At 66.7% G+C, this 22,574-nt stretch carries 16 protein-coding genes and 1 pseudogene; 4 read left to right on the plus strand and 13 right to left on the minus strand.

Features of this window, described 5'->3' with window-relative positions; genetic code table 11:
* Positions 1-17 precede the first annotated feature (17 nt).
* Entirely contained in the window at positions 18-578 is a 561-nt protein-coding gene (locus QSJ34_RS05180) for a 5-formyltetrahydrofolate cyclo-ligase (RefSeq protein WP_285571248.1), read from the plus strand.
* Here QSJ34_RS05180 and QSJ34_RS05185 read toward each other — a convergent pair.
* The 4 genes from QSJ34_RS05185 to QSJ34_RS05200 all read right to left on the minus strand — a co-directional run bounded on the left by QSJ34_RS05185 (position 575) and on the right by QSJ34_RS05200 (position 4,840).
* Complete coding sequence (locus tag QSJ34_RS05185) at positions 575-1,300, minus strand: transporter (protein ID WP_285571250.1); 726 nt, start codon at positions 1,298-1,300, stop codon at positions 575-577. The two genes, QSJ34_RS05180 and QSJ34_RS05185, sit on opposite strands and share 4 nt — an antisense overlap.
* A complete protein-coding gene (locus QSJ34_RS05190) occupies positions 1,300-2,316 on the minus strand; it encodes a YncE family protein (RefSeq protein ID WP_285571253.1) in 1,017 nt (338 codons plus the stop codon). Before QSJ34_RS05190 ends, QSJ34_RS05185 begins: the two co-directional genes overlap by 1 nt.
* A gap of 79 nt (positions 2,317-2,395) precedes the next feature.
* A complete protein-coding gene (locus tag QSJ34_RS05195; RefSeq protein ID WP_285571255.1) occupies positions 2,396-4,498 on the minus strand; it encodes an FHA domain-containing protein in 2,103 nt (700 codons plus the stop codon).
* 45 nt (positions 4,499-4,543) lie between these two features.
* Positions 4,544-4,840: a YhbY family RNA-binding protein gene (locus QSJ34_RS05200; RefSeq protein WP_285571264.1), complete on the minus strand. Its 297-nt coding sequence runs from the start codon at positions 4,838-4,840 to the stop codon at positions 4,544-4,546.
* A 46-nt stretch (positions 4,841-4,886) separates the two neighbouring features.
* Here QSJ34_RS05200 and QSJ34_RS05205 point away from each other — a divergent pair, with 46 nt between their 5' ends.
* Positions 4,887-6,269, plus strand: coding sequence for an IgA Peptidase M64 (locus QSJ34_RS05205; protein ID WP_285571267.1), 1,383 nt, complete (start codon positions 4,887-4,889; stop codon positions 6,267-6,269).
* A gap of 7 nt (positions 6,270-6,276) precedes the next feature.
* Here the strand turns inward: QSJ34_RS05205 and QSJ34_RS05210 are convergent, their stop codons facing one another.
* From QSJ34_RS05210 to acpP, 8 genes and pseudogenes are all read right to left on the minus strand, one after another.
* Positions 6,277-7,512, minus strand: coding sequence for a DUF418 domain-containing protein (locus tag QSJ34_RS05210; protein WP_420798829.1), 1,236 nt, complete (start codon positions 7,510-7,512; stop codon positions 6,277-6,279).
* Between the two features lie 68 nt (positions 7,513-7,580).
* Positions 7,581-7,815: pseudogene (locus QSJ34_RS18545) on the minus strand (DUF418 domain-containing protein); the annotation flags it as partial.
* 309 nt (positions 7,816-8,124) lie between these two features.
* The gene (locus QSJ34_RS05215; protein WP_285571272.1) at positions 8,125-10,515 is read right to left on the minus strand and encodes a penicillin acylase family protein; all 2,391 of its coding nucleotides are present in this window, start codon (positions 10,513-10,515) and stop codon (positions 8,125-8,127) included.
* 89 nt (positions 10,516-10,604) lie between these two features.
* Positions 10,605-13,826: a sensor histidine kinase gene (locus QSJ34_RS05220; RefSeq protein ID WP_285571274.1), complete on the minus strand. Its 3,222-nt coding sequence runs from the start codon at positions 13,824-13,826 to the stop codon at positions 10,605-10,607.
* 68 nt (positions 13,827-13,894) lie between these two features.
* A complete protein-coding gene (uvrB, locus tag QSJ34_RS05225) occupies positions 13,895-15,934 on the minus strand; it encodes an excinuclease ABC subunit UvrB (protein WP_285571277.1) in 2,040 nt (679 codons plus the stop codon).
* A 66-nt stretch (positions 15,935-16,000) separates the two neighbouring features.
* Entirely contained in the window at positions 16,001-17,152 is a 1,152-nt protein-coding gene (locus tag QSJ34_RS05230) for an acyl-CoA desaturase (protein ID WP_285571279.1), read from the minus strand.
* A gap of 66 nt (positions 17,153-17,218) precedes the next feature.
* Positions 17,219-18,472 (minus strand): beta-ketoacyl-ACP synthase II, encoded by a 1,254-nt coding sequence (fabF, locus tag QSJ34_RS05235; RefSeq protein WP_285571282.1) that lies wholly within the window; start codon positions 18,470-18,472, stop codon positions 17,219-17,221.
* Positions 18,473-18,553: 81 nt separating this feature from the next.
* Entirely contained in the window at positions 18,554-18,793 is a 240-nt protein-coding gene (acpP, locus tag QSJ34_RS05240) for an acyl carrier protein (protein WP_243288255.1), read from the minus strand.
* Between the two features lie 135 nt (positions 18,794-18,928).
* On the opposite strand from acpP, the gene QSJ34_RS05245 reads away from it, so the two are divergent.
* Positions 18,929-19,864 (plus strand): site-specific tyrosine recombinase XerD, encoded by a 936-nt coding sequence (locus QSJ34_RS05245; RefSeq protein ID WP_285571285.1) that lies wholly within the window; start codon positions 18,929-18,931, stop codon positions 19,862-19,864.
* Positions 19,865-19,951: 87 nt separating this feature from the next.
* Entirely contained in the window at positions 19,952-20,959 is a 1,008-nt protein-coding gene (locus QSJ34_RS05250) for a helix-turn-helix transcriptional regulator (RefSeq protein ID WP_285571288.1), read from the plus strand.
* A 6-nt stretch (positions 20,960-20,965) separates the two neighbouring features.
* Here the strand turns inward: QSJ34_RS05250 and QSJ34_RS05255 are convergent, their stop codons facing one another.
* Positions 20,966-22,534: an ABC transporter substrate-binding protein gene (locus QSJ34_RS05255; RefSeq protein WP_285571291.1), complete on the minus strand. Its 1,569-nt coding sequence runs from the start codon at positions 22,532-22,534 to the stop codon at positions 20,966-20,968.
* Positions 22,535-22,574 lie beyond the last annotated feature (40 nt).

The raw sequence follows: 22,574 nt of genomic DNA on the forward strand, positions 1-22,574 counted from the left end.
CCTGCTGATCTGATGGCATGGAGACCAAAGCCGAGTTCCGAGCCCACCTGAAGAAGCGCCGGGACGCGCTGCACGCGGAGGCCCGCCAGGGTTGGTCCCGGGCCATCTGCGAGCACCTCGGGCAGTTCTGCCGCGCGCACCGGTTCACCCGCATCGGCGCCTTCTGGCCCATCGGTTCGGAGATCGATCTGCGCCCAGCGGTCACGGATCATCCGGACTGGCTCTGGTTCTTCCCGCGGGTGATCTCCACGGAACCGCCACGGCTCGCCTGGGGCACCGAACCCCTGGAGAAGGGCCCATGGGGCCTCATGGAGCCCGCCCTGGCCCAGCATTTCCTCCCGCCCGTGCAGGTGCTGCTGGTGCCGGGCCTGGCCTTCGACGGAAACGGGTACCGCATCGGCTACGGCGGCGGGTTCTACGACGCGCTGCTGGCCAAGCTGTCGGAAGACACGCTCACCGTGGGCGTGGGCTTCGAATCGCAGATGGAGCTGCCTGTGCCCGTGGATCCTCATGACTGGCCCGTTTCCGCCCTGCTCAGCGAACGGGGCCTCCGCCGCCTGGATACGGAGACGGACTAGAACTTCCCGCGGAGCCCGAGGTAGTACTGGCTGCCCTGTTCGCCCCTGAAGGTCCGTCCGCCGCTGCCCACCACTTGGAGGTGGGCGATCAGCTGGCCTTCGAAGCCGAGGTTCCAGGCCGTGGTGGCCCGGGCGCCAAGGCTGGTGGCGCCTTGATGATAGATCTCCGCGCCCAGGGAGTAGCCCTCGCCCAGTTCCCGCTGGAGCTGCCAGCCGCAGGTCGCGTAGTCGCGGTTGTTGGACCCCGGATTGCGCATCCAGCCCCCGCCGCCGAAGGTGGTCCACTTGCCGAAGGCCTTCTGCAGCCACACGGGCAGGAACACCCGCACGTGGCCCGAACCCAGGCCGTCTTCCGCCCGGCCCGTGGGGGCCTGGATCTGCGGATAGACGGCGATCTGCGGCAGGAGGTCGGATTCGTGCACGAAGCGGTACTTGAACCCCACCTGGAGATCGCCGAAGCCGCGGTGCTGCAGGCCATCGTCACCGTGGCCGTAGGCCATGGGGACCTGGAACTGGATCTGGGCATCCTCGAAGGGACCGTAGTTGGCCTCCATGGCCGGGGCCAGGCCGGAACGGACGCCTCCGAGGGTCTGGCCCTGGGCGAAGAGGTAGACCTCCCAGTGGTGGAGATCCACCGGTTCGGGGTCATCCGTGAGGTAGGGAGGGCCCGCCAGAAGCGCGGTGCAAGCCAAGCCGAGTGCCGCTGTCGTCAATCGTTTCATCAATGGACTTCACCCACCTCGATCACCTGGAAGCTGCCTTCCACCATCGCGGGCCGCGTGCCGGGCTTGGCCTCCTTGGGCACGGGCGCGAATTCCGCCGTGGGCAGGTAGAGGCGGTGGGTGCGGGGATTGTCCACGATGGTGCGGGCGCCGCGGCGGGTGGGAACGCTGGACGCCTCGAAGCGGCCGGAGGCTGCCGGGCGGATGACGGTAACGGTGCCGTCTCCGCCATTGCTCGCATAGGCGCAGCCCGTGCCCGGATCGAAGGCGATGCCGTCTGTGCCCGAACCGATGGGCACGGTGGCCAGCACCTTCCCGGAGCCCGCGTCCACCACGGCCGCCAGATGGTTGCTGCCCACGGCATAGAGACGGTTGTGGGCCAGGTCGATGGCGAGGCCGCTGGGTTCTTCCAGGGGTTTGATGGACCAGGCGGCTTCCACCTTGAGGGAGCGGGCGTTGAGCGCGAGGATCTCCGAGGTGTCCTCGTTGTTCACGTAGACCCGGCCCTTCTCGTCGCACACGGCGAATTCGGGTTTGCCGCCCATGGGGACCGTGCCCACGACTTCGGACGTGAGGGCATCGATCACCGTGGCGTTCTTTCCGCGTCCATTGAAGGTGAACACCCGCTTGGTGATGGGCTCGAAGAGGATGGCGTCGGGGTTCCCGCCCGTGGTCTTCACGACCTTCACGACCTCGAGCGTCGAGAGTTTGAAGATGGTGACCGTGTCCGCCTGGCCGTTGCTCGTCCAGCCGCGATCCAGTTCGCGCGAGAAGGCCACGCCGTGGACGCCCGCCGTGCCCGGAAGGTCGCCCTTAAGGTGGCCGTCCAGATCCAGCACCATCACGTGAGTGGACCGGGGCACGTAGAGCCGCCCGCCTTCGGGATCGAGGCTCACGTAGTCCCAGCGCCCTTCGCCCCCCACCTTGAAGGTGCGCAGCACGGCCGGATCACCCGCGAGCGCGGCGATGGGCGCGGCGAGCAGAAGGGAAAGCGTGATGGAGGTGAAGCGAGGCATGGGCCCTCCTCAGATAAGGCGAAACGGCCAACCCCCTATCGCAACATGGGGCCTGAGATCCGTCCAACCTTCCTTCCGGCTAGCCCAGCTTCAGGATGCTCGAACCATCCGCGTAGCCTTCGGTCGGCGTTTCGCGCATCTTCTGGAGCACCTGCACCAGGGCCCGGATGCGTTCCACCATGTCGCCGATCTTGGCGAGCTTCACCTCTTCGGGATACTTCCGCTGCAGCATCTCCACCTGCATGGAGATGATCGCCAGCGGATTGTTGATCTCGTGCTTCAGCGTCCCGGCCATCTGGCGGAAGGAATCCAGCCTCTCGGCCGCGAGGGCCCGCTGCTGCAGCTCGGTGTGGCCCCGCAGCACCTGCAGGCGGTGGTGGAGCGCCTCCCAGCGGAAACCCTCGGTCAGCCAGTCCGTGGCGCCCGCCTCGATGAGCTGGGGCGTTTCATCCTCCGTGCAGCGCACCACCAGGATGGGCGTGGTGGCGAAGGAGGGATGATGACGATACGCCCAGATGCAGCCCTTCAGATCGCGGACGCCGCGGGCGTCCACCACCAGGAAACGAAATTTGGGCAGGGGCGGAGGGGGCGGATCCTGCTCCAGGGGATGCAGCCAGAGGTTCCCCGCCTCGGCCACGGTCTGGAAGAGGCCCAGCAGGTTCAGTTCCTCGCTGACCAGACCCAGCAGGGGCCGCGGAGGCTCCTCAGGCATGGCATCGGGCCCATCCGGGAAGAAGAGATCCAGGGCCTGATCGGCCCAGTGCCAGCGCACGCCGGCATCCTGCAGCACCCGCTGGGTCCAGGGATCCGGCGCGGGTCCCTGCAGTCCCGTGGGCAGGCTCAGGCGCAGCACGCGGGTGCCCCGCTCCTGGTCCCAGCGCGTGGTGACGACGGTGCCTTCGGCCAGCTGCATGAGCACGGGCTCCACCAGACCGGCCAGGGCCACCACCAGCGGGCCGCCGGACATCCAGATCGAGGCGGTCGGAGGTTCTGAAAACCTGATCTGCGCCTTGCGGAACTTCAGCAACGAATCCCAGCGGCGGGCCAGATCCTCCTGCAGGGCGAGGATCGGGAGGGGATGGCCCGCCATGGGCGCATCCTCCAGCTGCTCCTCGCGGCTGCCGTGATCGAGCAGGGTCATCAGCTGCTCGAGCTGGGACCGGATGGCGGCGCCGGAGACATCCGGCAGCTCGGTAGCCCAGCTGTTCACCCGCCTCAGCGGGGCCGCCATGGCGGCGAGCAGCTGGCCATGGCGATCGGCCGCGCGCTGGCACTCGGTGCGCAGCCGCAGCAGCTCGCCCTGCTGTTCGGCCTGGCTCAGCACCCGCTGATTGAGCATGGCCTGGCGAAGCGCCATGGAGCCCAGGCGGACGAAGGCCTGGAAGATGGCCAGGTCGAAGCGGCTGAAGGGACGCCCCTCCGATTCCCGGTCCAGGTAGAGCGCCCCGTGGATCTCGCCCTCGTCGGTGATGGGCGCGCAGAGCAGGGATCCGCGGTGCAGCTCAACCAGGCTCACGCCGCCGAAGCGGGGATCCGCCAGAGGCTGGTTGGAGAGCACGGCGGTGCGCTCCTGCGCCACGTAGTCCAGCACGGTCCGGGAGAGGCCGATGCCTTCCTGCACGTCGCCCACGCGGTGGGCGGTGCGCCATCCGCCCTCCTTCTGCTTGAGGACGAGAAAACCGCGATCGCCGTGCAACAGGCGAAGGGATTCCTCCAGCAGCCCCTTCACCATGGCCTCGGAATCCACCTGGGCCAGGAGCTTCTCGGTGGAGCGCTGCATCAGCTCGATGCCGCGGATCAGCACCATGGCTTGGGCCGGTTCGGGCCTCACTTCCTGGAACAGATCCCCCACCCTTTCGGCGAAGGTGACCCCATCCAGCCCCGGAAACCCTTCGGTGAAGGTCAGCTTCCAGTCGCCCATCACGAGTTCGTCCCCGTCCTGCAGGGCGTTGCCCTGGTGCGGGTTGAGGGGCACGCCGTTGAGGAGGGTTCCGTTGGCGGAGTTCAGGTCCCGCACCCACCAGATGGCGCCGATGCGGTCGATGCTCGCATGTACCCTGGAAAGCTGGGCCATGCCCGGATGGGAGACCGAGCAGGTCAGCGGATCCCGGCCGACCTGGCACGCCTCGTGAACGGCATGCCGAGCAAGCTGATTCCCCTCCTGCCAGGAAAGGTAGGGCATCGGACCTCCACCCACTTTCTTCGGCGGAAGTGGGCCGTTCCTGAATTAGGGCAAAACGAACCGGGTGTCGTGGGTGCGGCTGGGGCGGAAGAACAGCATGGTGTGGCCGATGGTCCAGACATGCTGAAGGCCCGGCACCGCCGTGCAAAGCGCCTTGGCGGCCGTCTCCTCGTCCTCGAAGCTGTTGGGATTGATCTTGACCTTCACAAGTTCGAGGCTGTCCACCATCACATCGAGTTCCGCGGCCTGGGCCGGCGTCACGCCGCCCTTCCCCACATGCATGACGGGCTTGAGCTTGTGGGCCTGGGCCTTGAGGTATTGGCGCTGTTTCGAGGTGAGCATCGGAACTCCAGATGGATCAGTCTATCGTGGAAGCCGAGGTGTCCCCATGCTGCGTCAGCTCCTCCTATCCCTCGCCACCCTCGCCTGCCTGGCGGCGCCGCCCCGCACCCTGCGGGTGGACTACGGCCACACGGGCGATGCCAATGCGGAGCACTTCGGGGTGGACCGCGTGGTACTCGAACCCCTGCCCTGGCCCGGCGACCTCAGCAAGGCCGTGGACACCAGCAACCTCGGGAAGTACTGCTTCGAAGTCTCGGACCGGGCCACCGGCAAGCTGCTCTACTCCCGCGGCTTCGCGAGCATCTACGGCGAATGGGAAACGACGGACGAGGCCAAGACCCAGAGCCGCTCCTTTTCCGAGTCCCTGCGCTTCCCCCAGCCGGACGTGCCCGTGCGCATCCAGCTCAAGAAGCGCGATGCCCAGAACGCCTTCAAGACGCTTTGGAGCTTCGAGCTCGATCCCAAGGATCCCCTCATCGAGCAGGCGCCGGCCCCCGAGGCGGGCGGCCTCATCGCCCTGCAGAAGAGCGGCGATCCGGCGGACAAGGTGGACTTCCTCATCCTGGGCGACGGCTACACCGCCGCCGAGCGCGGCAAGTTCGAACAGCAGGCCCGCAAGGTGATGGAACTGCTCTTCCAGCAGACGCCCTTCAAGGAGCACCGCAAGGATTTCAACGTGTGGGCCCTCTGCCCGCCCTCTCGGGAAAGCGGCATCTCCCGGCCTTCCACGGGCGTCCACAAGCGCACGCCCCTTGGCACCACGTACGATGCCTTCGGCAGCGAGCGCTACGTGCTCACCTTCGACAACCGCGTGTGGCGCGACATCGCAGCCCAGGCTCCCTATGAATTCGTGGAGATCCTCACCAACTCCGAGACCTACGGCGGGGGCGGCATCCACAACCTCTACAGCACGGCTTCCGCGGGCAACAGCACCATCGGCTACCTCTTCGTCCACGAGTTCGGCCATCACTTCGCCGGATTGGCGGATGAGTACTACACCTCCGATGTGGCCGTCACCAACAACGCCGCCCGGCCCGAGCCCTGGGAACCCAACGCCACCGTGGATCCGCTGCACCCCAAGTGGGGCAGCCTGCTGACGCCCGGCGTGCCCCTCCCCACGCCGTGGAAGAAGGATGCCTTCGAGACCCACAGCCATGATTACCAGAAGGAGCGCCGCGCCATCCGCGCCGCCAACAAGCCCGAATCGGAGATGGACGCCCTCTTCGCCAAAGAGAAGGTCTTCGAGATGGACCTGCTGGGCAAGGACACACACGCAGGCAAAGTGGGCGCTTTTGAAGGTGCCAACTACGAGGCCAAGGGCTACTTCCGCAGCCAGGAAGACTGCCTCATGTTCACGCGCGACGATGTGGGCTTCTGCGCGGCCTGCCGGGCCGCCATCGAAAAGGTGATCCGGCAGTACGCGAAGTAGATCCGATTCAGGGGGCCGGCAGTTCCGCGGCCCTCAGGGACCCATCACCTTCCGGGCGGTCCAGCCGCATGGCGGGGAGCTTCCAGTAAGTGATGGCCCGCCACAGCCATTCCATGGGCCCGTAGCAGAACTTGCCGAGCCACCAGTGCGAGAAGGCCACCTGCACCGCGTAGACGACGAAGACGTAGAGCGCCTGGCGGGCGCGGCCCATGCCCCAGTGGCCCAATCCGTAGCCGAAGAAGATGAACGAGGTGATGAGCGACTGCATCAGGTAGTTGGTGAGGGCCATGCGGCCCACCGGCGCCAGGATCTTGATCTTCGAGAAGGCCGTGTCGCTGTGCACCATCAGCACGATGACGCTCACATAACCCAGGCAGGCGGGCAGGTTGCCCATCATCAGCAGGCCCGTGGCCACCTGGAAACCATCCTTGGGGTCCCCCGGAATGTGGTAGGTGGCGATGGCCGTGCTCGCCAGGCCCAAGCCCACCCCGATGGGCAGGGCGATCCAGGCCAGTTTCCGGAAGAGGGGCAGGTGTTCCCGCGGGTTCGTCATCACACCGGACCGCACGAACCAGGTGCCCAGCAGGAACATGCCGATGAGCACGGTGGCGAAGCCCGCCTCGTTCGGAGCGTGCTCGGCGAACTGCTTGGCCCGGAACGCGAGGACCTCCCGGTAGGTGCCCTTCGACAGAACGCGCGTCTCGGTCTGGATCTCCTGGCGGTAGGTCTGGATCCGCTTGGCGCGTTCGACTTCCTCCGCCATGAGCTTTTCCGCTTCGGTCTTGGTGGCCTTCTTGTCCGCAGGCGCGGTCGTGGGGGCCTGGGCCGGAGGCTGGGCCTGCACCTGCGCCTGGGCCTGGGCCCGGTAGGCCGCGCCCGGATCGGGCATCAGCAGCTGCACCACGCCGAAGGTCGTCATCACCACGAAGGGAAGCAGGTAGAGGGCCACGGCCAGACGGCGCGCCCGCGGCTCGAGGGGCTGATGGAACCTGGCGGACAGGAAGCCGAGGGTCAGGATGAGCACGCTCACGACGGTCATGGGGATCCGAGGCTCCTTCGGTCCGTGCGGGAGCGCCCAAAGCAGCGCCGCGATCAGGGCTGCCAACGTGCCGATCACCAGGACCACGAAGGAGAACACGGGCAGGCTGCGCCCAAAGAGGCCCATGCGCTTTTCGCCGCGCAGGTAGAGGGCCACCACGCCCACGTAGGCCAGGCTGCCGGCCAGGCCCCAGAGCGGCTTCATGTGCGGCACGAAGCCCAGGCCCACCAGCCCGACGAGGGCGACGAGGACCCATTTCCACTTTCCGTACAGCAGGATGACGAGCGCCAGGGCCCCCACGGCGTAGCTGAAGAGGATGTCCCCGCTCCAGAGGACGATGTAGTGCAAGGCCCCGAAGGCCGCCAGCGCGAGGATGCGGCGCAGGTAGGGACGGAGGAAGTTCCGCCCGGCGCGTTCGGCACGCGTCAGCATCACGGCGAAACCCATGCCGAAGAGCAGGGAGAACATCGTCCAGAATTTGCCTTGGACGAACACGTAGACGAGCCGGCTGGCCCACCAGTTCACACCGCTCAACCCGGTAGGGAGGCCGATCTGCATCTCGGCCGAGGAACGGTTGAACCATTCGATGTTCATCAGGAAGATGCCGACGAGGGCGAACCCGCGGATCACGTCCAGGGCCTGGATGCGCTCCTCCTCTCGCACCGGGATGAACGCTTCGGCCTGGGGGGAGGATAGGTTCGGGTCCATAGGAATATCCATAGATGTATTGAATGGATGCTCGTCATTCTCTCACGACGAGAGTCGGGTGCCTGCCTGCTTGAGGATGTCGGTTCTACGCATGATCGCCGGATTCGTTTAAGGCTTCCTGGCGGAACCCGTCCCTTTCGGTTCGATCCAGATGATCCGTTCCGTGGCCTGCTCCACCGCCTTCCGGCTGTAGAGGAGGGGGAAGTACTGGCTCCTGGACCAGGACTCCAGCAGATCCCGGTAGTGGGGATCAGCCGGATCGCCGGACTGGCCGGGCGCGTTGCTGGCCGTGGAATTGTCCCAGGCCCCCACATCCATCACGAGCCTCACCGAGGCGCCCGCCGTCAGATCGAAGGTGCCGTTCCGGAACGAGGCCCGGCCCACGGTCTCGTGACTACCCCCGACCGGCAGGGTCTCCGGATTCAGGCGGCGCTGGCGGACCGCATCCACGCGATCCGCCAGGGGGTGGACCAGGTGGATCCGGTGGAGCTGTCCCCAGGTCCAGGCCCCCATGTTGCCGCCCAGGCGACCCTCGAGTTCCTTCACGGCCCCGGCCAGGCTGGCCAGGAGGAGGTCGCGCCGGGCCGCCAGGGGATCCCGCCCGAGCCGGGCATCCGGGCGCTCCATCAGGCCCACGATGCGGCTCAGATCCCCGTCGCCAGCCAGCCCCCGGGCGCGCTCGGGCAGAACCTTGGCCACCACGGCTGGGCGCAGGTACTTGTGCAGCCACACCTCGAAGATCGCCGCGGCGGCGGAATCCGCCTCCACGCGACCATCCCAGGCCTTGAGCCGCTGGACCGCCTCGGACACGCGATCCCGCGCCTGGCCCGGCACCGGGTCGAGCAGGGCCACCAGGCGCCGGGCTGGCAGGCTGAGGTGATCGTTCTGAAGCGACTGCAGGTCCTGGATCGAGACCTTCCGAGAGGCGGACAGCACCTCGCGGATGCGCTGCATCCGGAAGGGATCCCCCCACTCGAAGGCCGGTCGGCGCTCCTGGGCGGGGTAATCCGAGGGCAGGTTCATCTCGTTGGCGGACCCCAGCCAGCCCTCGGCGGGATTGAACCAGCGGGGCAGCCGATCGCCGTGCTGCCATCCCTCCCACTCATAGCGGCCATCGCCGGGCACGGGCAGGAGCCCATCCCAGGCGCTCCGCTTCGGGAAGAGGCCACTGGGCGCGAGCCCGATGTTGCCCTTTGTGTCGGCGTACATGTAATTGAGCCCGGGCAGGCCGTGCTGCCGCATGGCTTCCAGGAAGGGCTTCCAGCCATCGGCCCGCATGTAGCGTAGGCTGGAGAGGTAGGGCACCATGCCGGGCTCCAGCCAGGCCGCGCGGAGGGCGTAGGCCCGACGATGGTCGGGATCCTCGTAGAGTACGGGCCCGTGCCGCGTGAACTTCAACTGGGCCACCCTGGGCCCCTGGCCACGCACGGAGATCGGCTCCGAGAGCACCCGGAAGGCCTCCCAGCCCGATCCGTAGCGATACTGATTCGGATCTCCCGGTTTGGTCTCGTAGACGTAGAGGTCCTCCTGATCCAGGGGACAGTAGGTGAGACCCACGGCGATGTGCCGGTTGTGCCCGAGCGACAGGCCCGGCATGGCCGGTTCGCCCGCGCCGATGACGTCCATCCCGGGGGCCACCAGGTGGGCCAGGTAGCGGAGGGAGGGCACCTGGTATTCGCGATGGGGATCGTTGGCGAGGATGGGCCGGCCCGTGGCGCTGCGGGCTCCCGAAACCGCGAAGGTGTTGCTGGCGGTGCGTGGCAGGGCCAGGGCCGCATCCACCAGATCCGTCTGCGCGATCATCCGGCCGGGTGCGGGAAAGAGAGGATCCGCCTTGGCCAGGATGTAGGCCCTCAGCACCTCGCTGGGGATGGAGCAGGGATCCAGTCCCTTGGGCAGCATCGGCTCCCAGGTGGGTTCCAGGCGCTTGCGGAAGGCCTCGGCCTCCTTCCCACCCAGGCAGATCATCTGGGCCCGGGCGACCTCCTGGGGTAGGTTGCCGAAAAGTCCGTGGGATCGTACGCGCACCACCTCCTCGGGGGCCCAATAGGCGGGCCGCGTGTGCAGGATCTGGAACTCCTCGGGCAGCGGCGCCTTGCCGCTGAGCACCAGGCCCACATAGGCGTTGATGCCCGCGACGAAAGCCTTCACCGTCGCCTGGGTTTCGGGGCCGTAGGCCTGCCACTCCGCGTCCAGACTGCCGCGGTAGAGGAAGAGCCGGCTGGCTCGATCCTGCTCCAGACAGTCGGGCCCCAGATCCTGGGACAGCAGGCCCAGTCCGCGTTTCCGCCAGAGGTCGATCTGCCAGAGCCGGTCCCGCGCCGCGTTGAACCCCTGGGCGAAGAAGGCGTCCTCCCTGCGCTTCGCGTAGATGTGCGGCACGCCCCAACGGTCGATCCGCAGTTCCACCGGCGCCTGCAGTCCCGCCACGCGATGGCGCGTAACGGGCGGCTGCGCGCTCAGACCACAGGCCAGAAGCAGACAGAGCCATCTTGTCATGGGGATCCTTCCAGGCGGGTTGTCTGATTATCCAGGATCCACTGAACCGCGTGCATGAGACCCAAGCGGCCTCAGACTGGTTCGCCGCTTCAGGCTTCGCACCCAGGCAGGTCGATCGTGAACGTGGCCCCTGCCCCGGCCACGCTCTCCACCCAAATCCTCCCTCCGCATGCCTCCACCATCTGCTTGGCGATGGACAGCCCGAGCCCCACCGATGGCTCGCCTCCCGTAGGCTGGGCGCTGAGTTTCGAGAAGCGCCTGAAGAGCTGCGTCTGGTCGGCTTCAGTCAGCCCGGGCCCCTGGTCCTGGACGGCCACCCTGACACGGCCTTCGGCTCCCCAGACGCGGATCGTGACCGTGGTTCCGAAGGGAGAGAACTTGATGGCGTTGGAGAAGAGGTTGTCGAGGACGGACGCGATGAATTTGGGATCCGCGAAACCCCAGACCTCCTCGGAGGTCTGCACCGTCTCCAGCCTTATCCGCTTGGCCTGGGCCTTGGGTTCGTGCCGTTGCCGGAGATGCTCCACGAGCCCCGTGATGCTGAAGCGGCCCGGCTCCGTCGCGATGCCATCGGAATCCAAGGCGGAGATGTCGAGAAACCGCCCGATCAGGCTTTCCATGTCCGCGCTTTCACGGGCGATGCGCTGCGCCCGCAGACGGACCTGCTCGAGGTCCTCCTCCTCTTCGAGGAGCTGGGTGGCCAACATGATGCTGGTGAGGGGGTTCCTCAGGTCATGAACCACCATGGCCAGGAACTGGTTCTTCTGCTGATGGAGATCCAGGAGCTGAGCATTCACCCGCATGAGTTCGCCGGCCTGGGAGGCCAGCAGACGTTCCCGGTCGCGCAGGGCCTCGGTCGCCAAATCGATGCGGCGTTGAAGGGCCAGGTTGCGGTTCTGGAGCCATCTCGTGCGCAACCTTACCCCCGCCGCCAGGATCAAGCCGGCGACCCCTAGAAACAGGAGGCGGGCCCATCCCTTGCGGTACCAAGGCGGCAGCACCCTGAAGGCATACCCTTGCTCGGGGCTCACCCGACCGTAGACGTCCCGTCCCCGGACCCTGAAGCAGTAATCCCCCCCCGGCAGGTTGGTGTACTCCTTCTGGGCCTCGGGAGTCCAGGCGGACCACTCCCGGTCGTATCCGTCGAGGTGGACCTGGTACTGGCTGGAGGCCTCAACGTCGAAAGTCGGAAGCGCGAACTCGAACCTGAGGGCGCCCTTCATGAAGGGAAGGACGGGCCCTTCCCCCGCCTTCATCGGAAGGGGGCCCTCGCCACCGAAGATCAGGGTCCCTTCTTTGGACACGCGCCGGATCAGCACGCGCTCCGGGCTGACGGAAGTGTTGTTCAGGGCGGGATCATAGCGGATCACGCCCGAGGGCCCTCCGAACCAGACCGCCCCGGAGGGCTCCGCCTGGATGACCTCGATGGGCGTTTCGGCGAAACGACGGTAGGGCGCCGCTTCCCAGCGGAAGGTGCCCTCGGGGCCGGGCACCGCCACTCCGGCCTCATGGACCTCGCCGACTTCATCCCGGGTATCCAGCCAGATCCGGCCTGCCTGATCTGGTTCCAAGGCGTTGATGGCCCTCGGCCCCTCAGGGAAGAGGGCCGCAAAGCGGGGCTCCACGACGAAGCACTTCCTGGCTTCATCGAACCTCAGCACACCGGATTGGGTGGCGGCCAGGATGGCGCCCTGCCACAGGAGAACGCGCAACTGCATGGGCATGGAAAGCCCGTGGTCGGCCGGAAACCGCTCGACCAGGGGCGCCGGGCCCGAAGCCCCTCCCTTCCAGCCCGCAGGGAAGGTGACTCGGAGAGCCCCTGCTGGAGAGCCTGTTCCGAGCCAGAGCCGCCCCTGGCCATCCTCCGTCATGGAATAGATGTCATCTCCCACGCCGGGGATCCCCCCGAGGTCGCGCCAGATGGCTGAACCCGGCGGGTGGTCCACCAGGACCAGCCCTCCCTGCATGCCGATGAAAATGTGGGAGGGATTCGATCTGGACCGCAGGAAGGCAAGCGCCGAGTTGCTTGAGGGCCGTACGGGAAGGGCCCGCCGGTCCCGGATCTCGAAGACCCCCTGGGAACAGGCGAAGAGCAGGCGGTCTTCCAGCGGGAGGAAGGCCAGGCACTGGGTGCTGACGCCTTCGAGCGCTTCGAAGCGGGGCCGGGGATCGCCAGGTTTCGCCGGCCCCTGCACGAAGGCGCCCTGCCCCGTGCCCACGTACATCCGTCCCTTGAAGCGCTGGATGGCCCAGGCCGTACCCGTCAACCCACAACGCTCGTCGAAGGAGGAGAACGGAGACGGCCACTCGATCCGCGAAATGCCGCTGTCCAGGGCCAGCCACAATCCCGAGTCCCGGTCAGGGCAAAGGGCCTTCACGTTGTCACTCTGGAGGCCGCTCCTTCGATCGAGGATGCCCTGGGGGCGACCTTCCGCATCGAGTAGCACCACCCCACCCTTGATGGTTGCCAGGGCCAGGGTCCCGTTCTCCAGCCGCCTCCCACCGTAGATCCCCTGGGTCATCAGGTAGGATTCGGCGGAGGTTCGGAAAGGACGCAGCCCTCCTGGATCCAGCTGCCACAGCCCGATGCGGCGGCTCCCCACCAGGATGCCCTCCCCGGCCGCACTGGGCGATCCACTCAGGGGAAGCATCGTGAAAATGCTTTCCTTCGCGAAACGCTCTCCTCCGGGCACCAGGACGAGGCCGCGACCCGTCCATTCCTGCAGGCCCACGTCCCGCTGCCGGACGAAGATCCGGTCACCCACCACGAAGGCCATGTGGAAGGAGGTGGAGGCTTTCACGACTCGAACCTGATCCCCCTTCAGGAGGAACAGGAATTCTCTCGATTGGAAGAAAGTGCCGCGGGAGGTGTGTCCGGTGGTCCAGATATCCGAAAAGGTCCGCGCCTCCTCGGGGAGCTTCTCTTTCAAGGAAACAAATTCGCTTTCACCATGGATACCGGCACCGAGAAAACCAATTTCCCCCACGGCGCCGACGTAGACCCGGCCCGATTCGTCCATCCCCAGGGAGCGGACCACCGTGCGCAGAGGGGTGGGAATCAGCCTCCAGCGAACCCCGTCATAGGCCAGGACGCCCCGGTTGTTTCCGACATACACGACGCCCCTCGGATCCTGGAGCACCGCCCAATTCTGGGCATCCGCACCATAGGCTCTGGGCGAATAGTTGCGGATGGAGGGGTAGCCGACATCCATGGATCCCGGGGCCGGGCGCGGATCGGGGGCCCCACCCCGCAGCCCGGCAGCCCCCAGGACAAGGAGCCACTGCAGCAGGAGAAGGAGGAGTCGCTTCATGAACTCGCCGGGATACCCTACCCATCGGCCCGAAGCTCCGGTTTCTGGAATTTGCCGATGAAGTGAGGTCAGGCCCCCGGCCCGGTCGCGGGCACGCCGCTGACGTCCAGCAGGCGTTCGCGCCGAGCGCGCAGGATGCGATCGCGGAGTTCCGCCGCGTCCTCGAATTTCATCTGGGAGGCCAGCTCCTTCATGCGCTTCTCGAGCTTGGCGACCTCGCGCTCGAAGTGCTTCTCCTCCAGGTAAAGCAGCGGTTCCTCGGCGGCCTGCTCCTCCTTCGTGACGTTGATGAACTCCCGGGCCAGGGCCTCGCCCATCACGTCGTCCAGATTGCGCTTCACGGTCTCGGGCGTGATGCCGTGCGCCGCGTTGTGGGCCAGCTGCTTCTGACGGCGCCGTTCGGTTTCGCCGATGGCCTGCTTCATGGAACCGGTCATGACGTCCGCGTAGAGGATGGCCCGGCCATTCACGTGGCGCGCCGCGCGGCCGATGGTCTGGATGAGGCTGCGGGTGTTGCGGAGGAAGCCCTCCTTGTCCGCGTCGAGGATGGCCACCAGGCTCACTTCGGGAAGGTCGAGCCCCTCGCGCAGCAGGTTGATGCCCACGAGCACGTCGAAGACGCCGCGGCGCAGGTTCTTCAACAGCTCCACCCGCTCCAGCGTATCGATCTCGCTGTGCAGGTACTCGGCCTTGATGCCCAGCTCCTGGTAGTAGGCCGTGAGCTGTTCCGCCAGTTTCTTCGTCAGCACGGTCACCAGCACCCGTTCGTTGCGGGCCACGGTCTTGCGGATCTCCTCCAGCAGGTCGTCCACCTGGGAGCCCACGGGACGCACTTCCACGACGGGATCAACGAGGCCCGTGGGACGCACCACCTGCTCGACGAAGGCGCCGCCGCTCTGCTGCAGTTCGTAGTCGCCGGGGGTGGCGGAGACGAACACCACTTGTTTCACGCGGCTCTCAAATTCTTCGAATTTGAGAGGTCGGTTATCGAGGGCAGAGGGAAGGCGGAAGCCGTAGTCCACCAGCGTGGTCTTGCGGGCGCGGTCGCCGTTGTACATGCCGTGGAGCTGGCCCGTGGCCACGTGGCTTTCGTCCATAAAGACGATGAAATCCTCGGGGAAATAATCCAGCAGCGTGTGGGGCGGCTGGCCGGGCTGGCGGCCGTCCAGGAAGCGGCTGTAGTTCTCGATGCCGCTGCAGTGGCCCATCTCCTTCATCATCTCCACGTCGTAGATGACGCGCTGATGGAGCCGCTGCAGCTCGACGATCTTGCCCGCGGCGCGGAACTCGTTCTCCCGCGCCTCCAGTTCCTCCTTGATGTCGCGGATGGCGGTCTTGAGCTTGTCTTCGGGCGTCACGTAGTGCGTCTTCGGCCAGATGGTGAGCTGGTCCAGCTTCTCGATGACGACGCCGCGCAGGGGATCAATCTTCGACAGCCGCTCCACCTCGTCGCCCCACAGCTCGATGCGGTAGGCCACGTCCTCGTAGGCCGGATAGACCTCCACCACGTCGCCGCGCACGCGGAAGATGCCCGGTTCGAAGCTGAGGTGGTTGCGCTGGTACTGGATGGCCACGAGGTCGCGCAGCAGCATGGCGCGGTCGATGGTCTGGCCCGTCTGCAGGTTCACGGACAGGTTCAGGTACGAGCTCGGATCACCCAGGCCGTAGATGCAGCTCACGGAGGCCACCACGATGGTGTCGCGCCGCTCCAGCAGGCAGCGTGTGGCGCTGAGGCGCAGCTTCTCGAGTTCCTCGTTGACCTTGGCATCCTTGTCGATGAACAGGTCCCGCTCGGGCACGTAGGCCTCGGGCTGGTAGTAGTCGTAGTAGCTGACGAAGTACTCGACGGCGTTCTCCGGGAAGAACTGCTTGAACTCGCTGAAGAGCTGGGCGGCCAGCGTCTTGTTGGGCGCGAAGATGAGCGCGGGCCGGCCCGCCCGCGCGATGGTGCTGGCCATCGTGTAGGTCTTGCCGGAGCCCGTCACGCCCAGCAGGGTCTGGCAGCGGTCGCCGCGCTGAAGCCCCTCCACCAGCTGCGTGATGGCCTCGGGCTGATCCCCGGCCGGCGAATAGGGTGCGTGAAGGTTGAAGGGGATCGCTTTGGCCATGGATGAAAAGCAAACCACCAAGGCTCCCCGATGGGAAGGAGCGATTTCGCCTTTCCTTCGCCAGAGTCAGGCGCAACCCAGGCCGCGAACCTGCATCCGTGCGGCCTTCCAGGCCATCCAGGCCTCCCGGAGTTCCCGTCGGCAGCGGGCCCGATCCGCCTTCCATTCGCCCCGCTGCTTCTTCCAGGCCTCGCCCCTCGCCAGCCCCTTCGCCTTCCATTCCGCTTTCCGAACCTCCCAGGCATCCCGCCGAACCTGGAGGGCCACCAGGGCCTCGTCCATGCGTCCTTTGGCCGCGCTGAGACGCTCCCTCAGTCCTTCCACGAGGTTGGGCTTGGCCGACGCCAGGACCGCTGCCAGGCGTTTGGCCTCCATGGCCAGGCGGGCACGGCGGATCACCGTATCGGGCACCCGCCTCAGTCCCCGCGCGAGCCCCAGTCCGGCGAGGGAGAAAATGATCCACTTGCCCGGATCCCATTGGTACCAGTTCACGGCGTTGCGATAGTCCCACTGCCACATGTGGTGGAAGTTGTGATAGCCCTCGCCAAAGGTGAGCGGTGCGAGGAATCCGTTGTCCCGGGAACTGTTGGCGTCGGAATAGGGTTGGCTACCCCAGACATGCGCCGCGGAATTGATCAGGAAGGTGCTGTGATGGGTCAGCACGATGCGCAGCAGCAAGCCGATCGTCGCCTGCCCCCACAGGTTGCCCGTCATCAGGCCGACATACACCGGGATGAGGGCGACCGCCGCGCCGATCCAGAAGTGGTAGCGGTGCTGCCATCGGACCAGCGGATCCTTCTGCAGGTCCTCGACGCCTTCCATGGGCCGGACCTCGCCCTCCATCACCCAGAGCCAGTGGGCGTACCAGAACCCCCTTGAAATGGCGTAGGGGTCCCGCGTCGGATCGTCCACGAAGCGGTGATGCTGCCGATGATCGCTGCACCACCACAGGGCCGAGTTCTCGAAGGCGGCCGCACCGAACAGGAGAATGGCCAGCCGGAGGGGCCACGCGGCCTGGAAAGACCGGTGGCTGAAGAGCCGGTGGTAGCCGATGGTCACCGAAAGGCCGATCAGGACGAACATCAGGACGAACATCCCGACCTCGCTCCAGCGCAGGCCCTGGAGGACCAGCTTGAGGGGCACGAGCAGCACGGCTAGCAGCAACGTCCCCTCGAGGAAGAGGGTGTTCAAGACAGAGCGGTGTGCCTGAGTGGCCATGAGAAACCCGAGGCAGAAACCAACGCCTCAGGAATCAATATAGGCTTTTGGGATGGACGGGTAAGGTCAGACCTTGCGCAGCACCAGGCAGCCGTTAGTGCCCCCGAAACCGAAGCCGTTGTTCATGGCGTATTCGGCATCGAAGGCGCCCGCGGCGTTGGCCGTCACGTCGATGTCGCACTCGGGATCCTGGTTGTCCACGTTGATGGTGGGGGGGATCTTCCCGGTCTTCACCGCCATGGCCGTGATGATCGTCTCCAGGCCGCCGGCGGCGCCCAGCAGGTGCCCGTGCATGGACTTGGAACTGCTCACCTTGATGCGGTTCGCGTGGTCGCCGAAGACCTTGCGGATGGCCATGCACTCCAGCTTGTCACCCACGGGCGTGCTGGTACCGTGCATGTTCACGTAGCCCACCTGCTCGGGTGCGATGTCCGCATCCTTCAGCGCCGCGCGCATGACGCGCTGGCCGCCCTCGCCCTCCGGCGCGGGCGTGGTGATGTGATTGGCGTCGCCGCTCATGCCGTAGCCCGCCACTTCGGCGTAGATCTTCGCGCCGCGGGCCTTGGCCAGTTCATATTCCTCGAGGATGACGATGCCCGCGCCTTCGGCCATGACGAAGCCGTCGCGGTCCACGTCGAAGGGACGCGAGGCGCGCTCGGGCTCGTCGTTGCGGGTGCTGAGGGCGCGCATGGCCGCGAAGCCGCCCACACCCAGCTGATTGATCACGGAGTCGCTGCCGCCCGCCATCATGCGGTCGGCATATCCGAAAGCGATGAGCCGCGCGGCATCGCCGATGGCGTGGGCGCCCGTGGCGCAGGCCGTGGCCACCGCGCTGTTCGGCCCCTGCAGGCCGTACTTGATGCTGGCCTGCCCGCTGGCCAGGTTCACGATCAGGCTGGGGATGAAGAAGGGGCTCGTGCGGCGGGGGCCGCGGTAGCCGTTGGCCTCATCCCAGATGGTGCTGAGTCCGCCGATGCCGCTGCCGATGTAGGTGCCGAAGACCTCGCGCTCGGCCTTGCTGAGCTCGACCTTATCGAAACCCGCATCCACCCAAGCCTCGTGGGCGGCGCCCAGAGCGTAGTGGATGAAGATGTCCATCTTCTTCTGTTCCTTCTTGTCGATGAACAGGTCCGGGTTGAAGCCCTTCACCTGCCCCGCGATCTTGCAGGCGAAGTCGGTGACGTCGAACCGATCGATGGTGCTGATGCCGCTCTTGCCGGCCAGCAGGTTGTTCCAGGTTTCGGGCACGGTAAGACCGCAGGGGTTGACGCTCCCCATGCCGGTGATGACGACGCGGCGGCGTTGGACGGTCCTGGTCATGGATTCACCTCGGTGGAATCGGAAAAACAAACGTGCCGCAGGGCCATGGGGGGCGCTGCGGCACGTCAATACGCGTAAGGATCAGGCCTTCGCGTGCTTCTCGATGTAGGCAATCGCATCGCCCACGGTGCGGATCTTCTCCTGCTCGCTCTCGGGGATCTCGAGGCTGAAGGCCTCTTCGATCGCCATGATGATCTCGACGGTGTCGAGGCTGTCGGCACCGAGATCGTCCACGAAGTGGCTGGACTCAGAGATGGAATCTTCGGGCTTGGCCAGCTGCTCAGCAATGATCGCAATGACCTTCTTACGCACATCAGCCATCGGGGGCTCCTCCAAACGAACCTGGAAACCCTACCACACCCGGGTCCGATTTTCCAAACTCCGGGTAAAGCAGGCCTCCCAAGCTGCGGAGAACAGACGGATTGCGCTGCCGCGACAGGCGTGCAGGATGGAGCCATGCCCCACCCCAAGACCCTCGAAGAACCCGAGCACGGCTGGCCTCTCGGCTGGGGCGCGAGCCTGAGGGAATTCCGCACCCACCTCGCGGTCGAGCGCGGCCTTTCCGCCAACACCTCGTCGGGCTACATCTCCGACCTGAATCATCTCGCGGCCTGGGCCTGCGATCAGGACATCCCAGCGGAAGGGCTCACCCGCGATCACCTCACGCACTTCATCGTGTCGCAGCAGGCGGCCGGAAAGGCGCCGCGCAGCCTCGCGCGGATGAGTTCCAGCCTGCGCGCCTTCCTCACCTTCCTCCGGATGGAAGGCGGAGGCGGCGCGGGCCCCGAGGCCGTGGTGAAACCGCCCAGGCCGCCGCGCATCCTGCCCCGCACGCTGAGCGAAACCCACGTCGAGGCCCTGCTCGGCGCCCCGGACACCGCCACGCCGCTGGGTGTGCGGGATCGTGCCTGGCTCGAATTGATCTACGCTTCGGGCCTGCGCGTCTCCGAACTGGCGGGCCTCCCGGCCCTTTCGGTCTTCCTCGACGAGGGCTTTCTCAAGGTGACCGGCAAGGGCCGGAAGGAACGTCTCATCCCCTTCGGCGAAAGCGCCGAGCACTGGGTCCGCGCCTGGCTTGCGCTGCGCCCGGGCTTCAAGCCCAAGGGCGGCGAACTCTTCGTGGGACAGCGCGGGGAGGGTCTCACGCGCCAGCACCTCTGGCGGCTGTTGAAGGGCTACGCCCGCGCGGCAGGACTGCGCGCCGAAGCGATCAGCCCCCACGTGCTGCGGCACGCGTTCGCCACACACCTCCTGGACCACGGCGCCGACCTGCGCGCTGTCCAGGCCATGCTCGGCCACGCCGACATCAGCACGACCCAGATCTACACCCACGTCCATCAGGCGCGGCTCCGCGCCCTCTACGACCAGATGCATCCGCGGAGCGGCGGCTGAGCGGGCTTTGGATCAAGGGCCCGTCTGAATTGTGCGATGGACCATCACCGCGGAATGGGTGGATGATGGGCCAGGAGCCCTACACACATGGCCGTGACCAAGACCCCCCGGAAGAAGCCTGTGACCCCCGCCGTCGAAGCGGAGAAGCCTGCGTCGAAGGCCAAGGCCGCGCCGGCCAAGAAGGCCGCACCGAAGAAGGCCGAGGCAGTGGAACCCAAGACCAAGGCCGCGCCAAAGACTCAGGCCAAGACGAAGGCCGTCAAATCGGCGGAGGTTCCTCCGATTGCAGAGGTGGCCCCAGCGGCCCCTGCTCCTGTTACCGCCATGCCTGCACCGAAACCCGCCGAGCGGAAAGCCGGTGCGGGATCCGCTCTGCCGCCCCTCGCTGAAGCCATCCTTGCCGCCATTCGCGAAGGCCGCGCCGTCGAGTTCATCTTTTCGGATTCCGAGGCCAACGCGCCCCGCACCTTCGAGCCGCGCCACCTCACCTTCGACGCCCTCAGCCAGGCCTGGTTCGTCTGGGGCTGGGACCGCCGCTACAACGCGGAACGGCACCATCGCGTGGACCTGCTCGCCGAAGTGAATGCCGTGGAAGGCGTGGGTCGCGCCGCCCAGGGCCCCTACCCCGATGGCACGCCCGCCAATCAGATCGGCGGCTGGCTGGGCGGCGAACCCATCGCGGTGAAGGCGAGCCTCCTCAAGCAGTGGGTCTTCGCCGTGAAGCAGGCGCCCCCGGCCTTCCCGAACTTCAAACTGGAGGAGCAGGGCGACGGCCAGGCCCTGGTCTCGTTCACGGCCACCGACCTGCGTGCCATCGCGCGCTGGGTCATGCAGTTCGGGGACGGCATCCAGGCACTGGAACCCGCGCGCCTGGTGGATCGCATCAAGCAGGTGGGCGCCGTGTGGGCGGGACGGGAACGGCAGGCCGCCGCCCCCAGCCCCATGCCCAAGCCCGCTCCCCGGCCGGAGCCCGCGCCCGAGTCTCGGCGCCAGGACGTGCGCCCTCCCCGCGAGAACCGCCCCGAACGGGAGCGTGAGGAAGCTCCCAAGGGCAAACCCGGAAAAGTCGAAGTCATCCGCTTCGACCGCCTCTGATCGATTTCAGGGGTTGAGCCGCCAGCCGCGCCGTCCCGGCCAGAACCCATAGCTCTGGCCGAGGCGATTGAAATCGACACCCTGCAGACGCCGGTGGATCAGCACCCTCGCCTGCATGTAGTCGATCGGAATGATCGGTTTGTCGCGATAGATCAAGGCGGAGATCTGAAGGTAGATCCGCTTGCGGGCCGCCTGATCGAGGGTATGCCGGCCGGCGTCGAAGAGGCGGTCCATCTCCGGATTCAGGTAGCTGCTCACGTTGGCCTTCGTCAGGTAGCCCTCCCGCGTGAACAGGGGGCTGTCCACATCCGGGTCCAGGGCCAGGAACCAGCCGTAGCTCCAGATGTCTCCCACGTGATCCGACGCCTTGGCGGAGACGTCTGGAAACGAAACCGTCCGGACCTCGATCTTCACCCCGGCCTTGGCCGCCTGGATGGCCAGCAGCTTGGCCACGCTCTGGTTGGTCGAAGGCGCCGGCTCGTAGGCCACCAGGCTCAGGGACCTCCCCTTGGCGTCGCGGCGGATCCCGTCGGGCCCCAGCTTCCATCCGGCGGAATCCAGGATCGCGATGGCCCGACTCACCTGGGGGAGCGCGCGCGGCTCGGGGTCGTAGGCCCAGCTTTCCGGCGGCCAGAAGCTGGTGGCGAGGCGGGTGGGGAAGAACCTCTGGGCGCGGGCCATGTCCTTCCACGGCACCAGCTCGGAGATGGCCTGCCGCAGGGCCAGGTCCCCCAGCAAACTGCGCTTCGGATCACAGTTCAGGAAGAAGGCTTCGAAGGAGGCCAGGGGCACCGACACGGCCCGCACCGTTCCCGCGCCCTGCGCCCCCTTGTGCACCAGGTAGTAGCGCAGTCCGCCCACCCGGGTGAAGTGGAGCCGCTCCTTCTCAAATTCGGGAACGACCGAGGTGCCGGCCGGGGGAACCACCAGCTCGAAGGAGAAAGCGCTGCCCGGGTGCGCGCCGCGATAGCCCGGCCAGCGCTCCATCAGCGCGTGGGTCGTGGATCCGACGCCGACGATGCGGTACGGACCGGACCCCACGGGGCGGAAATTCACCGGGTCTTCCATCGGCTTGGCACCCACCTGGTAGTGGTGCCGGGGAACCGGGATGAAGTTGTAGAGGTCCGACAACAGGGTGCCGCGGGGCCTGCGGAGCTTGATCCTGACGGTGAGAGGGCCTTCCGCCGTCAGGTTGTCGAAGCTGACCAGACCTCCCGCCGTGTCTGCGATCTGCCGGACCCGGGGCAGCCGGAGGGCGTTCCAGGTGAAGACAAGGTCTTCGGCTTCGATGGGACTTCCGTCGTGCCAGGTCATACCCGGCCGCAGCTTCAACACCACCTCCCGGCCACCCTGGAGGATGGTCCAGGATTCCAGCAGCTGCGGAATGAAATCGCCCTTAGCGTCCAGGGTCACCAGGCGATCGAAAAGCAGGTCCACCGCTTCGCTATCCGTGTCCTGGGACAGAAGCAGGGGATTCAGGGTGGTCCACTCCCCCATGCCCACCCGAATCCGGTCCTCAGCCGCCCAGGATCCCGAGATCAGGGTGAAGGAGAGGAGAAGGGCGCGCCAGGACATGGTGCTCCCTTCATCGGCAGGCCCGGGGCCCGCCTGAGTA

The sequence above is a fragment of the Geothrix limicola genome, from assembly GCF_030268085.1.
GTDB classification, from domain to species: domain Bacteria; phylum Acidobacteriota; class Holophagae; order Holophagales; family Holophagaceae; genus Geothrix; species Geothrix limicola.

Coding starts and splice junctions, on each gene's coding strand:
- QSJ34_RS05180 (WP_285571248.1), top strand. CDS start 18: ATGGAGACCAAAGCCGAGTTCCGAGCCCACCTGAAGAAGCGCCGGGAC.
- QSJ34_RS05185 (WP_285571250.1), bottom strand. CDS start 1,300: ATGAAACGATTGACGACAGCGGCACTCGGCTTGGCTTGCACCGCGCTT.
- QSJ34_RS05190 (WP_285571253.1), bottom strand. CDS start 2,316: ATGCCTCGCTTCACCTCCATCACGCTTTCCCTTCTGCTCGCCGCGCCC.
- QSJ34_RS05195 (WP_285571255.1), bottom strand. CDS start 4,498: ATGCCCTACCTTTCCTGGCAGGAGGGGAATCAGCTTGCTCGGCATGCC.
- QSJ34_RS05200 (WP_285571264.1), bottom strand. CDS start 4,840: ATGCTCACCTCGAAACAGCGCCAATACCTCAAGGCCCAGGCCCACAAG.
- QSJ34_RS05205 (WP_285571267.1), top strand. CDS start 4,887: ATGCTGCGTCAGCTCCTCCTATCCCTCGCCACCCTCGCCTGCCTGGCG.
- QSJ34_RS05210 (WP_420798829.1), bottom strand. CDS start 7,512: ATGAAGCCGCTCTGGGGCCTGGCCGGCAGCCTGGCCTACGTGGGCGTG.
- QSJ34_RS05215 (WP_285571272.1), bottom strand. CDS start 10,515: ATGACAAGATGGCTCTGTCTGCTTCTGGCCTGTGGTCTGAGCGCGCAG.
- QSJ34_RS05220 (WP_285571274.1), bottom strand. CDS start 13,826: ATGAAGCGACTCCTCCTTCTCCTGCTGCAGTGGCTCCTTGTCCTGGGG.
- uvrB (WP_285571277.1), bottom strand. CDS start 15,934: ATGGCCAAAGCGATCCCCTTCAACCTTCACGCACCCTATTCGCCGGCC.
- QSJ34_RS05230 (WP_285571279.1), bottom strand. CDS start 17,152: ATGGCCACTCAGGCACACCGCTCTGTCTTGAACACCCTCTTCCTCGAG.
- fabF (WP_285571282.1), bottom strand. CDS start 18,472: ATGACCAGGACCGTCCAACGCCGCCGCGTCGTCATCACCGGCATGGGG.
- acpP (WP_243288255.1), bottom strand. CDS start 18,793: ATGGCTGATGTGCGTAAGAAGGTCATTGCGATCATTGCTGAGCAGCTG.
- QSJ34_RS05245 (WP_285571285.1), top strand. CDS start 18,929: ATGCCCCACCCCAAGACCCTCGAAGAACCCGAGCACGGCTGGCCTCTC.
- QSJ34_RS05250 (WP_285571288.1), top strand. CDS start 19,952: ATGGCCGTGACCAAGACCCCCCGGAAGAAGCCTGTGACCCCCGCCGTC.
- QSJ34_RS05255 (WP_285571291.1), bottom strand. CDS start 22,534: ATGTCCTGGCGCGCCCTTCTCCTCTCCTTCACCCTGATCTCGGGATCC.